This window comes from Tardibacter chloracetimidivorans (assembly GCF_001890385.1).
GTDB lineage: Bacteria > Pseudomonadota > Alphaproteobacteria > Sphingomonadales > Sphingomonadaceae > Tardibacter > Tardibacter chloracetimidivorans.
Map to the genome: position 1 here is coordinate 1,690,962 of NZ_CP018221.1, position 12,935 is coordinate 1,703,896.

Below are 12,935 nucleotides of genomic sequence, written 5' to 3' on the forward strand. Positions count from 1 at the left end.
ACCCACCCCCAACCCTGGAGGGCTTGAGGATCGTTCAGGCCCTTTGGAGCTGCTTTATCTCTTCGATCGCGGTCGGCATTCCCAACTGCTCTCTAACCCGATAACCGTAGTCGGAGAGAAGATCGACGCCGCTTATGTACCGCGCCATCTCGCTGTTCAGGAACAGCAAGGCTTCGGCCTGCTCTCGCGGATTTGAGGGACGCCCCACGGCCGGCCAGATCACCTTGAGATCGGGGTCGCCGGTTTGGGAAATCGCATCGAACGACGACATCATCGGCGTTACCGTGAGTCCGGGGCTCAGGGTGTTGATGCGTATATGTCGTTCGGCAAGCGGCCAGGTCTGCCGCTTCATATATGCAACCAGCGCCTCCTTGGAGAAGCGGTAGTTCATGTTCAGGCGGGGATCGCCGCCCAGCACCGCCGGATCATCGACATGGGCCTCAAGCCATTTTTTTGCCGAGGCGAAATCGGGCGTGGCGAGCAGTTCATCGATCTTCGCAAGATTATCGCGCCAGGCGCTGCCGCTCATCGAGGCGATAAGCGCAATGGCGCCACCCCTCGGTATCCGTGGCACAAGGCTTTCCACAAGGTGCCGCGCGCCCACGAAGTTGACGAGGTTCACGTGGACCGGACTGAAGGTTCGGCCGAGGTACATGGCGGATATTCCCGCACAGCCGAACACACAATCAACCTGCTCCGGCAGCTTTGCGACTGCCGCGTCGATCGACACCGGATCGGAAAGATCGACGGAAAGCGCCTGAGCAACCTCAAGGTCGATCGGCGCGATATCCATTGCATGAACTTGCGCGCCCAGGGCGATCAGCAGTTCGGCCGCCTCTCGCCCCATGCCGGTCGCGGCACCCGTGATTGCAACCGTCTTGCCCCTGTAGCCCAGCAGGTCCAGGCTCACGCCGCTTCTCCAACCTGCCCTGTCCGCGCGCGATCGAAAAGCTCGTAGTGAACGCGCAGACTTGTCATGCCGCGTACCGCCAGGCTCGCAAGATCGTAGCGAACGGCCTCGGGACCAGCGAGTTCCATGTGCTTGATCCGCTCGGCGAGACGTTGGATCCAGATTCTGGTTTCAAGACGGGCCAGTTGCGCGCCGGGGCAGACATGTATCCCCTGGCCGAAGGACAGATGCCGCCGCGTATTGGTGCGATCGGCGTTGAACTTGTCCGGTTCCGGGAAAATGGAAGGATCGCGGTTGGCCTGATTGAAGCACACCGAAACGATGGACCCTGCCGGGATCGACACACCACCGATGTCGGCGTCCTTCTTGCAGAACCTCATCATCGTGAAGACCGGCGCGGTCAGACGCAGGGATTCTTCCACGATCCCCGGAATGATGGCCGGGTCTGCACGGACGCGATCGAGAAGACCCGGCTCTGTGGCTAGATAGAACATGGCCGCGCCGATCAACTGCGTCGTGGTTTCATTACCGCCCAACATCGCCAGCGTGAGCAGTTCCACACCTTCGTCGAAATCGAGCGGTCCCTCGCCCGTTTCCTCATCGACGGCTTCCCGTGTCATCGCCGCGATCCTGCCGATGAGATCGTCGGACGGGTTTTGCAGGCGCTTTCGGACTTCGGACGCGAACATGGCGCGCTGTTCCGACATGGCCTTGGCAAGATTCATCCAGTCTTCGTCGCTTGCGAAGCGCCCCGAGGTCTGGCTGGAATCATCGGACCACTGCTTTATCTTCGGCAGATACTCATCGGGTATCCCCAGAATATCGGCGATGACGGCAATCGGCAGCGGCGCCGCACCTTCGGCGATCAGATCCGCTTCGTTGCGGCCCTGCAGCCGGTCCAGCAGCTTTGCGGACTGGTGTTCGATGAACTCTTCCCACCGCCGGAAACGAGCCGTCACCGCCTTGGTGATGACCTTGCGCTGCCGCGTGTGAACTGGCGGGTCGCGGTGAGGAATGACATCAACCATATTGCCACGATTGCCGCCAAGCTCTTGCATCCGCTGCACCTGTTCCGGCGTCGGCGCTATTCCGATCGCCTTCAGCGCGGGTCCGAATTCGTCATGTTCGCTGGAAAAGTGTTCCGGGTCCAGCAAGACACGCATGCACTCGTCATGACGGGTCACCAGATACCACGGCTTGTCGCCGACCTGATGAACGGGCGCATCGGCCTGAAGCTCGGCAAACTTGGGATAAGGACAGGTCGCGAACTCGCGGGACATCAATTCGTTGATATCGATGCCCGCGACCGGGCATTTGCCTTGGGTATCCGTCGCCATATCCGCCTTCCTTTGCTTGATCCTCAGAATTGCTCTTCCGTCCACCACGGGAAACCCTCCGGCAGGTCGGTCGATACCCGCTGCCGGAAATGGGGCGAACGCTTCTCCAAAAATGCGTTGATACCTTCGCGCGCATCGTCCGATGCGCCCAGCGCCTGGACGAGGCGGCTATCGAGGCGATGCGCCTCCATCGGATGAGGGCTGCCCTGCATCCGCCATAACATCTGCCTCGTCAGCGCCACGGAAACCGGAGCTGCATTGGCGACGATCTCTGTCGCCAGTTCTCGTGCCGCCGGCAGCAAGTCGGCGGGCGAATGGACGGATCGTACAAGCCGCCGCTCCCGGGCCTCTGCGGCACTTATCAAACGCCCGGAAAGGACCCACTCCAGCGCGGTGGAGATGCCTACGATGCGAGGCAAAAACCAGCTTGATGCCGATTCCGGAACAATGCCCCGCCTGACGAACGGAAATCCGAAGCGCGCCGTGTCGGATGCAAGTCTGATGTCGCACGCAAGCGGTATCGTGGCGCCCGCACCGACTGCCGCACCGTTGATCGCGCCTATCACCGGCTTCAGCGAATTGTAGATGCGCAGCGCTACCCTGCCACCGCTGTCCCGATAGGTGCCGCCACGTTCCGCCTCCGCGCGAATGCCGGGGTCACGCTTTGCATAGTCGAATGTCGCAGCGCCGCCGGAAATGTCGGCGCCGGCGCAAAACGCCTTTTCTCCCTCGCCCGTAAGAATGATGGCCCTGACCTCGTCATCCTTGTCGACGATGTCGAGCGCGCTTATCAGTTCCAGCGTCATCGTCGCGTTTATCGCATTCATTCGCTCTGGACGCGCGAGAGTGATCGTGGCGACGCCGCCCTCCACATCAAGCTTGATCGTCTCGAACGTCCGGCTCATGCGGCCTTCTCTTCTCGAGCCGGTTCACAGGCGGCAAACAGCTCCCGCTGCTTTTCCCGAGCGGCCTCGACGCTGCGCTCCTTTACCGGCCCATAGCCGCGTATCTCGTCGGGCAAGGCCGCAATCGCAACGGCGGTTTCATAATCGACGTCTTCGAGGCGGGGGAGAATATCTTCGATCCACTCTTCGTAATCGGAGATCAATTTACGTTCCAGCTTTCGGTCGGCGCTCAAGCCAAAGGGATCAAACCACGTCCCACGCAAGAACTTGAAGTGACGAAGCAAGCTGAATGCGTGGCGCATCCATCCGCCGAAACGGATCTTCTTTGGTTCACCAGCATCGTTCTTGCGAAATGAGAGCAATGGCGGCGCCAGATGGTAATTAAGGCGATACGACCCTTCGAACAGCCTGTCGAGCCGACGCCGCACGTCCTTGGACGCATGAAGCCTCGCGACCTCATATTCATCCTTGTAACGCATGAGCTTGAACAGGTTTAGTGCAACCGCATGGGTAAAGTCGCCCTGCGGATCCTGTGCCGCCACCTTGCGAACAAACCGTTCATAGCGATCCGCGTAAGCGGCGTTCTGATAGGTCGTGAGCAGTTCACGGCAGCGGCGTATCACATCTTCCAGCGGCAGATCCGCGAGTGGAACCGGCGGAGTTTCCGCACCAGTCAATTCGTCAAGCGTTGCAGGGTCCTGCGCCGCCATCCGCCCCATGCGGAACGCGAGCAGGTTTGAATTGCCGCCCCGGCCTTCGGTAAAGGCGCGCTCCAGCGATTCCATCTTTAGCGGCAGCAGTCCCTGCTGACAGGCGAATCCCAACATGAAGATGTTGAGCAGCGGACCGGACCCGAGGATTCGCAAGACGCCGGGGCCGGGATTGGCGCGACCGACCGCATCCGCACCCAGCACATCGCCGATCACGCGATCAAAACGCTGGAAAGAGGTGTCAAAACCGGGGTCTCGCTGAAATGCCGCAGTTGGAACAACCTCTGCGTTGAGGACCGCATGGGTCCGCCCGGGCGCCAGAAGCTGCACCACCTCGGAAGCCGTCGCCGCTATGGCGTCGCAACCGATCAAAAGATCGAGCTGCTCCCGAGGCACCCGTGGCCGAAAATCCTCTTCGCGCCCGGTACCGAGAAAACGCACATGGCTGAACACAGCGCCATTTTTCTGCGATACCCCGGTGACGTCGAAGGTGAGCACCTGCTGGCCTTCGAGCCAGGCGGCGCGGGCGAGCGTCGCGCCAAGGGTGATGATCCCGGTTCCGCCAATGCCGGCCAGGACGATGTTGAAGGTGTCGGCCTTGAGAGCCGCCAACTCAGGGGTCTGAAGGCGCTGTCCAAGGTCTTCGACAAGATCTGTTTTCGCTGCACCTTTTCTGAGCTGTCCGCCGGTGACAGTGATGAACGAAGGGCAAAAACCCTCGATGCAGGTATAGTCCTTGTTGCAGCTTTCCTGGTCTATCTGGCGCTTGACACCAAGTTCGGTCTCCAACGGCAATACGCTGACGCAACTCGACTTGCGATTGCAGTCCCCACAGCCTTCGCAGACATCGCTGTTGATGAAAGTGCGGATCGGAAGGTCGGGATATTCTCCTTTTTTTCGTAGCCGCCTTCGCTCCGCCGCGCAGCCTTGATCGTAAACAAGGACCGTCACGCCTTCGATGTCACGCAACTCGCGCTGTATACGCATCAGTTCGTCGCGGTGATGCACCTCTATTTCGTGCGGCATGCCCGTGAAGGCTTCAGGGTCTTCACTGACCAGCACGACCTTGCGCGCGCCTTCCGCCAACGTCTGGCGAGCAATCGCGCCCGCATCGGGCGATCCCTCGACCGGTTGCCCGCCCGTCATTGCGACGGCGGAGTTGCACAGAATCTTGTAGGTGATGTTGACGTTCGCGGCGATTGCCGCGCGTATGGCGAGCAGACCGGAATGGGCGTAGGTGCCGTCACCCATATTCTGGAATATGTGGCGAGGACCGCCGAACGGGGCGATTCCCAGCCAGCTTCCTCCCTCGCCCCCCATATGGGTGGACGGCCGGGTCCGCAGTTCCGGTATCCACATGGCCATGCCGTGGCAGCCGATGCCGCCCAGAGCCTCGCTTCCCTCAGGAACACGTGTCGAACGGTTATGCGGGCAACCGGAACAGAACATCGGCGCACGGGCTGTAGGGCCAACGCCTCTCGCTTGCGCAAGCTCGGCACTTACACGCTCCCGCGCCTCGCGCAGCGGCGCGTCCAGCAATCCGGCCGCTTCCAACCGGTCAGCCAGCGCAAGCGCGACGTTGGCTGCGCTCAGTTCACCATATTCCGGAAGCAAGGGACGGCCTTCCGGCGTTGTCTTGCCCGACAGCGCGGGCCGCAAGGCATCGGGCACAGCCAACAACATCTGAGCGAGCTGCCATTCGACGAGCGAGCGCTTTTCCTCAACGACGATGACTTCGCGGTGCCCCTCGACGAAGGCGCGCGATGCGACCGGGTCCAACGGCCATGTCACCATCGGCTTCAGGATTCTGATGCCCAGCTCTGCTGAACGCTCCGCATTCAATCCCAGGACCCGAAGGGCCTCCTGAACGTCCACATGCGCCTTGCCCGGCGCAACAATACCAAGGGAGCGGCGTGGGGAATCGAGCGTCACCCGGTCAAAACCGTTCGCCGCTAGAAACGCGCGCGCCGCAGGCAGCCGGTAACGATAGAGACTTTCTTCCTGAGCCAGCGGCGCAAACTGGTTGGAGATGTGATAGCCGCCGGCTGGGGATTCCACCTCCGGCAGTGCAAGCGAACGCGGCGAACGCTCCAATGGCAATACGGCGGATGCCTCGACAATCTCCGTCGCGCATTTGAACCCGATCCATGTTCCGGCGAAGCGCGACATGGCGACCGCTGTCGGAATGTAGTCGAAATATTCCTCTATCGAGCTTGGATTGAAAACCGGGATGGAGGCGGCAACGAACGCATGTTCTGACTGGTGCGCAGTGCTCGACGACTTCGCCCCATGATCGTCGCCCGCCAGAAGGACCACGCCACCCTTGGGCGAGGTGCCGGCGAGATTGCCATGTTTGAAGGGATCGCCCGACCGGTCGACCCCCGGCCCTTTTCCGTACCAGAAGGCGAATACGCCATCGTAACGCGGATTTTCCATCAGCGGCACCTGCTGGGTGCCCCAACAGGCCGTCGCCGCCATATCCTCGTTCAGGCCCGGCTGAAACAAGATGGAATGCGCCTTGAGCGCCTCCTCCATCTGCCAGAGTTCAAGATCGACATTGCCGAAGGGCGAGCCTCGATAGCCGGAAACGAAACCGGCGGTGTTCCACCCCTTGCGGCGGTCATCCTCTGCCTGCGCAATGATGCCGCGGACGAGCGCCTGGGTGCCCGAAAGGATTTCCGCCTCGCCTCGGATGCTGATTGGGTTCGCCGTCACTCGTCACTCCAGAACGTCTAAAAGGGATCGGCCGCGCCGATCCGAAGGCCACTTCGGACCCTGGCTTGAGGCTAATGTGTAATGAGGCCTGCGACCGACGCCAGTGCGTTGCGGATTAGCTGCGTTTCCAAACAAGAGCCTATGCGTGCGGGGTGAAGGCCACTGGACGAACAGGGTGCTGCCAGCCGGGAAGCGCCCTTGCCCGGAGGGGAATAGAGCCGAGACTCTGAAAGCAGGGCGCCCGGTTATTCTTGAGAAGGCGGCGCGGCACCGTGCATCACCGGTCATCCATATGCCGGGAGTGCGCCACCATGTTCGACCTTGTCATCAGAAACGGAACGGTGGTCGATGGCACTGGGCAACCCGCGTTCACGGCCGATGTCGGAGTTGTCGCAGGCCGGATTGAGAGCGTAAGCAAATCGCCCCTGTCCGCGGGCCGTCAGGAACTGGACGCTGAGGGGCTTCTCGTCACACCGGGATTTGTCGATATCCATACCCACTATGACGGCCAGGCGACCTGGAGCAACACGCTCAGCCCGTCATCGGCGCACGGCGTGACCACCGTCGTAATGGGGAATTGCGGCATCGGCTTTGCGCCATGCCGGCCATCCGACAGGGAAAGGCTGATCCAGTTGATGGAAGGGGTTGAAGACATCCCCGAAGTCGTGATGACCGAGGGCTTGCAATGGAATTGGGAGAGTTTTCCAGAATATCTGGATGCAGTGGCGGCCATTCCCCACGACATGGATATCGCCGCCTATGTGCCCCATTCAGCCCTGCGCGTATATGCCATGGGGGAACGCGGCGCGAACAGGGAACCCGCGCGGCCGGGGGACCTGGTGCAAATGCAGACTTTGCTGCGTGAGGCGCTGCAGCACGGCGCCATGGGCATCGCGACCTCTCGAACCATTGTTCACCGCACGCCGGAAGGCGAGTTAATCCCGTCCCACGATGTCACCGAGGCCGAGCTTCATGCACTGGCTGAGGTGTTGCGGGATGAACGGCGTGGCATCTTTCAGGCCGTGATGGATCTGGACGAAGAGGGGGTGGACGAAGATTTCGACCTGCTTCGCCGCGTCGCAACCCGATCAGGCAGGCCAATCAGCTTTTCGCTTCTGCAGCCGCTCAATCATCCTCATGTCTGGAAACGCATGCTCGAAAAGCTGGATGAAGCGTCCAGCGCCGAAGTGCCGATCAGCGCGCAGGTATTTGGGCGGCCGGTCGGGATGTTGCTCGGGCTGGACCTCTCTTTCCATCCGTTTTCCTTCCATCCAGCCTATATGGAGATCGCGTCGCTGCCACTCGAAGAGCGCGTGAATGCCATGCGGCAACCGGAACGTCGCGCCCGCATACTGGCCGAACAACCCATCGATAACGGACTGCCTTTTCTCGCGCATCTCGTCCGGTTCGAGTGGATGTTCGAACTGGGGGAGACGCCTGATTATCAGCCGCCCCTGGATCAGAGCATCGCGGCAATCGCCGCACGTGAAGGCTCAAGCGCCCAGGCGGTTGCCTATGATATGTTGCTGAAGCGCGAGGGGCGAAATGTGATTCTCCTTCCGCGCGCGAACTACAACGACGGCAATCTGGACGCCGCGCTTGCCATGATGCGCCATCCGCGAACCGTGCTCGGGCTGGGGGACGGCGGCGCGCATTGCGGCGTCATTTGCGACGCCAGCCTGCCAACATTCATGCTCACATATTGGGCGCGCGATCGAGCGACGGACGGGCTGACGATTGAAGAGGCGGTCCGCGCCTTGTCGTCGGAAACGGCAGACGCTGTCGGCTTGCATGACCGCGGCCGGATCATGCCCGGTTACAAGGCCGACATAAACCTCATCGACCACGCCGCACTCACCCTTCACGCGCCGGAGATGGTGGCCGACCTTCCGGCCGGCGGCAGGCGGCTGCACCAGCCCGCCACAGGCTATGTCGCGACCATTGTGAACGGTGAGCTTACCCGGCGCAATGACAACGCCACAGGCGTCTTTTCCGGGCGGGTCGTCCGTGGCGCGCAGCCGGCCCCCTCCGCTGCCGCCTGAGACTCACTTCCCGCCAAGGAGGGGCAGCCCATAGGCGATCAGCAGATCGGCGCTGCCGTTTCCAAAACGTGGGTGGCCGCTGGCGGGTATCACGACCAATTGGCGGCCGCTGCGCGGGGACCGGTAGGTCATCGGATTTGCATGTCCGCCCGCGGGAAGCCTCGTCTTCCAGAGCAGGCGTCCCGACTGAACATCAAAGGCGCGAAAAGCCCGCTCCTGCGTGGCAGCGATGAAAACCAGTCCGGAACGGGTCACAAGCGCGCCCCCCATGGCGGGAACACCGACAATCAAGGGCAGATGGGACGGGATATTCCACGGTCCGGTATCCCGCGCCGTCCCCAGCGGTTGACGCCATAATGTCTTCCTCGTTTCAAGATCGATCGCCGCGATCTCGGCATATGGCGGCTGATTGCAAGGGATGCCGAGGGGCGAGACAAAGGGCTGGGTTCGGACGGCATAGGGTGTTCCGGCCTGCGCCCAGTTCTCGCCGCTGATCTTGTGCTTGCCCACCCTGGCGGGTTGAAAAACTGCCGGATCGGCTTGCGTGCGGGGGATCAGCCGATTGTACATCGGGAAATGCATGACATTGGCGACCATGACATGCCGTTCCGGGTCAACCGCTATTCCGGACCAGTTGCTCCCTCCGAAATAGCCGGGGCTCACAATTGTCGGATCGGTTCCCACCGGCGTGAAGTCACCTTCATAGCGCGCTTCCTTGAAACGGATCCGGCACCATAGCTGGTCAAAGATGGTGACGCCCCACATGCGCGCCTCCGTGAGAAACGGCGTTCCCATGGAGGGCATCCCCACCGGATAGGGCTGCGTAGGCGACAAGGTTTCGCCAGGAACCGCGCCGGACGGCACGCCCCGTTCCACCGTTTCGACCAACGGCTTTCCGGTCTCCCGGTCTAGCACGAAAAATTCTCCGCGCTTTGTCGGCTGGATCAGTGCGGGGCGCAGCCCCTGAGCCGTCGGGAAATCCACGAGGGTGGGAGGCGCCGGCAGATCATAATCCCAAACATCCAGGTGCGTGGTCTGAAAATGCCAGCGTTCCTCACCGGTCTCGACATCCAGCGCGACAATGGCGCTTCCATATTCGCGCATTTCCGGGGAGCGATGAGAAATGACATAATCGGGGGTGGGGTTGCCAAGCGGGACAAAAGCCAGCCCCAGTCGCTCATCGCCTGAAATGGGAGGCCAGGCGTTGGGAGTTCCACGGGTGTAGCTTCCCCCCTCAGGCGGAAGTCCCCTGTTTTCAGGCCGTCCAATGTCCCATGCCCAGGCAAGTTCGCCCGTGACCGCGTCAAATGCTCGGATCACACCCGAAGGTTCATTCACCGACTGGCCGTCCGCCACCCTCCCGCCAATAACCAGGCGATTACGGATCACCGCTGGCGGAGATGTCTGATAATAATATCCCTTGGGGACGTCGCCCATCCCTTGGAGGAGGCTGATCTCGCCGTTCACGCCGAAGCCGTTGCAACGTTGACCGCTTTCTGCGTCCACCGCTATCATTCGAGCATCCAGCGTCGCTACGAATATCCGCGCGGCACATGTGCCTGAAGCGCCTGCCTGCCTGTGATAGGCAACGCCTCTGCACGCCCCCATGGCGACGCCGGCTGGATCGATCTTCGGATCGAACGACCATCTGATCTTTCCGTTTTCCGCATCCAGCGACAGCACCCTGTTGTCCATGGTGCAGATATAGAGAGATTCGCCCACCATCAGCGGCGTGGCTTCGATGGTGCCGGTAATTTCGCCCGACGGCATTCCCAGATGAGCCGTCCACACAACCTCCAGATTTTCGACATTGGCAGGCGTGATCTGATCGAGGGGCGAAAAACGATCGGCGCCCAATGTCCCGCCAATGTGGCGCCAATCGCCATCCGTCTTCACTGTGCCCACCGGACGCGCGGGCGTTACCAGGGACGCATTCCCTGATGTACCTGATAGGTAAACGGCTGCACCCGTACCAAGAACAATGGCGGTTCCGGTTACCACGACGAGACGCTTCGCCCTGATTTTGAAGGGTGGGCGGATCAACATCAGGAGAATGCCCATTGCAGTGAGCAGGCCCAGCCGGGGAAGCAACGCCCATCCATCGAGGCCGGATTCCCACAGGGCCCACAACAGTGTTGCGAGCCATATGAGCAGGAACAGCCAACCACCCGCATTACGCCGCTTCCAGAGCATGATACCGGCGACGATCAACAGGACACCGGCTGCGAGATAATAGGGCGAACCGCCCAGCCAGAGCAGACGCGCTCCCGGCAAGGCCATCCCAGTGCCCAACAACACTGTCACCGCAGCAAATGCCAGTTCGCTCAATGCGCGAGAGCCGCCGCCCGCACCTGTTCTTCTATTCACCGCATCCCTCCGCAATGCGTATTTCGACATTTGAGGGCGGGTTGGGCCAGACGGGATTGTACAGGTTCAATCCGTATATCGCTCCCAGACAATTTCGACTGCAACGGGGCGGAGGGCCATTGACAGGAAAGGACATTGCTTCTGTCTCAGGCCGCTTCCGGCGCTCGATCCGGACAAACTGCTCTGGCGTCGCCGCGGCTCCCCGTTAGTCTCATCACCACTGAGGAGAGGTGGAATGTCGGACAACAGCAAGTGGCTGGCCATGCATCATGAAGAGGCGATCGAACCCGATCTGCCGATCATCGACGCCCATCATCACTGTTACGCCACCCCGCCAAAGCCCATATTCCCAAGCTATCCGATCGACAGCCTGCTTCGAGACAAAACCACGACGGGACACAACATCGTAGCAACCGTCTATGTCGATTCGCAGATCAGCCTCCGGCCGGATGGGCCGGAACATCTTCGTTTCGTCGGCGGAACCGATCATGCCGAAGCGATTGCGCAGGAAGGGATCAGGCGAGGCGGCCGGAACGCTGGAGTGTGCGCGGCCATCGTCGGACACGCACCGCTCTCCATGGGCTCCGCCGTGCTCGAGGTTCTGGAAGCGCACATGCAGGCATCTCCGTCGCGCTTCCGCGGCATACGCGTGCGAACCGCATATGATCCTGATGCACCGTTCAACGAAGACGGCTACCCGGAAATGCTGGGAGAAGCCCGGTTCCGAGAGGGCTTTGCCGAACTTGCGCCGCTGGGGCTGAGCTTCGATGCCTGGCTTCTCCACCCCCAGATCGCCGAACTGACGGATCTGGCGCGCGCCTTCCCGGACACCAGGATCATACTCAACCATATTGCATCGCCTATCCAGATCGGCCGCTTCGCGGGCAAGGGGGATGAGGTCTTTTCAGACTGGAGCGCTGCGATGGCCGAACTCGCAACCTGCTCCAATGTTTTCGTTAAGGTCGGCGCGCTCAACATGGCCTTCACCGGCCTGTCGTTCATTGGCCGCGACCGTCCTCCCAGTTCGGAAGAGCTGGCGTCCCGGCAGCGTGACTATGTGCTGCGGACGATCGACATGTTCGGCCCGGGCCGGACCATGTTTGAAAGCAATTTTCCGGTGGACATGCTGGGCGTGTCCTACGGCGTGCTCTGGAACGGGTTCAAGCGGATGGTTGCGGACTTCAACCCCGAAGAAAAGCGGGCGATGTTTCATGACACCGCCGCGAACGCCTATCGGATTAGCTAGCCGCTCCCCGAACCAGGCACCAGCACATGAACCGTCACACGTCCATTGCCGAAGCAAGTTCACGGACAATGCCGCGGACGGCCTCGACATGGGCCGCCGCCGCGGCTTCAGCGGCATCGGGGTCGCCGGCGGCCACGGCCCGGGCGATCGCCTGATAATCGGCAAGGCGGATGCCCTGCAGCCGGGCGGATGGATATTGCGCGTGGATGATATGGATTCCGATGGCGGGAAATATGCGCTGCAGTTCGCGATTTCCGCCGATCAGCAGAAGGCTGCGATAATACCGCCGCCTGGCAGCGCCAAAATGCCCCGGCTCGCTCGCCGACGCCGCCCCGGCGAGGTCTTCCATGGCAGACTGCAGTAGCGCGGCGATTTCGGGCCGGTACGCGGCCGCTGCTCCGCGCACGAGGAGCCTGGTCATCGCCGAGGCGACGTCAAGCACCTCCATGCTCTCGGCAAGATCGAGTTTCCGGATGGCAGGAGAACGGTTAGGGCTGAGGTCGACGACGCCGCGCGCAGCGAGATGCTGCATGGCCTCCCGAACGGCGTTGCGCCCTACCCCATGGCGCGATGCAAGTTCGGTTTCGACAAGGCGCTGACCAGGAACCATGCGGCCTGTTTCGAGATCACGCAGAATGCCAAGAAACACTTGGCGAGCCGACCCGCCGGGCTCTCCGCTTAGCCCGTACTCCTGCATTTCAGC

At 61.5% G+C, this 12,935-nt stretch carries 8 protein-coding genes; 2 read left to right on the plus strand and 6 right to left on the minus strand.

The features are described from left to right. Positions 1–34 precede the first annotated feature (34 nt). The 4 genes from BSL82_RS08825 to BSL82_RS08840 are packed head-to-tail and all read right to left on the minus strand — an operon-like array spanning position 35 to position 6,577. Positions 35–910, minus strand: coding sequence for an SDR family oxidoreductase (locus BSL82_RS08825; RefSeq protein WP_072596957.1), 876 nt, complete (start codon positions 908–910; stop codon positions 35–37). Next, positions 907–2,247, minus strand: a complete 1,341-nt coding sequence (locus BSL82_RS08830) for a cytochrome P450 (RefSeq protein ID WP_072596958.1) — start codon at positions 2,245–2,247, stop codon at positions 907–909. The genes BSL82_RS08825 and BSL82_RS08830 overlap by 4 nt, the downstream gene beginning before the upstream one ends. A gap of 23 nt (positions 2,248–2,270) precedes the next feature. Next, entirely contained in the window at positions 2,271–3,152 is an 882-nt protein-coding gene (locus BSL82_RS08835) for a crotonase/enoyl-CoA hydratase family protein (RefSeq protein ID WP_072596959.1), read from the minus strand. Continuing rightward, entirely contained in the window at positions 3,149–6,577 is a 3,429-nt protein-coding gene (locus BSL82_RS08840; RefSeq protein ID WP_072596960.1) for an indolepyruvate ferredoxin oxidoreductase family protein, read from the minus strand. The genes BSL82_RS08835 and BSL82_RS08840 overlap by 4 nt, the downstream gene beginning before the upstream one ends. Positions 6,578–6,888: 311 nt before the next feature. Between BSL82_RS08840 and BSL82_RS08845 the strand changes: the two genes are divergently transcribed. Beyond that, positions 6,889–8,619, plus strand: coding sequence for an N-acyl-D-amino-acid deacylase family protein (locus BSL82_RS08845; RefSeq protein ID WP_072596961.1), 1,731 nt, complete (start codon positions 6,889–6,891; stop codon positions 8,617–8,619). Between the two features lie 3 nt (positions 8,620–8,622). Here the strand turns inward: BSL82_RS08845 and BSL82_RS08850 are convergent, their stop codons facing one another. Continuing rightward, positions 8,623–10,986, minus strand: coding sequence for a membrane-bound PQQ-dependent dehydrogenase, glucose/quinate/shikimate family (locus tag BSL82_RS08850; protein ID WP_226998406.1), 2,364 nt, complete (start codon positions 10,984–10,986; stop codon positions 8,623–8,625). Between the two features lie 235 nt (positions 10,987–11,221). Here BSL82_RS08850 and BSL82_RS08855 point away from each other — a divergent pair, with 235 nt between their 5' ends. Continuing rightward, positions 11,222–12,232, plus strand: a complete 1,011-nt coding sequence (locus BSL82_RS08855) for an amidohydrolase family protein (protein ID WP_072596963.1) — start codon at positions 11,222–11,224, stop codon at positions 12,230–12,232. A gap of 34 nt (positions 12,233–12,266) precedes the next feature. On the opposite strand, the gene BSL82_RS08860 is transcribed toward BSL82_RS08855, so the two are convergent. After that, positions 12,267–12,929, minus strand: coding sequence for a GntR family transcriptional regulator (locus BSL82_RS08860; protein WP_072596964.1), 663 nt, complete (start codon positions 12,927–12,929; stop codon positions 12,267–12,269). Positions 12,930–12,935 lie beyond the last annotated feature (6 nt).

Coding starts and splice junctions, on each gene's coding strand:
- BSL82_RS08860 (WP_072596964.1), bottom strand. CDS start 12,929: ATGCAGGAGTACGGGCTAAGCGGAGAGCCCGGCGGGTCGGCTCGCCAA.
- BSL82_RS08855 (WP_072596963.1), top strand. CDS start 11,222: ATGTCGGACAACAGCAAGTGGCTGGCCATGCATCATGAAGAGGCGATC.
- BSL82_RS08830 (WP_072596958.1), bottom strand. CDS start 2,247: ATGGCGACGGATACCCAAGGCAAATGCCCGGTCGCGGGCATCGATATC.
- BSL82_RS08835 (WP_072596959.1), bottom strand. CDS start 3,152: ATGAGCCGGACGTTCGAGACGATCAAGCTTGATGTGGAGGGCGGCGTC.
- BSL82_RS08845 (WP_072596961.1), top strand. CDS start 6,889: ATGTTCGACCTTGTCATCAGAAACGGAACGGTGGTCGATGGCACTGGG.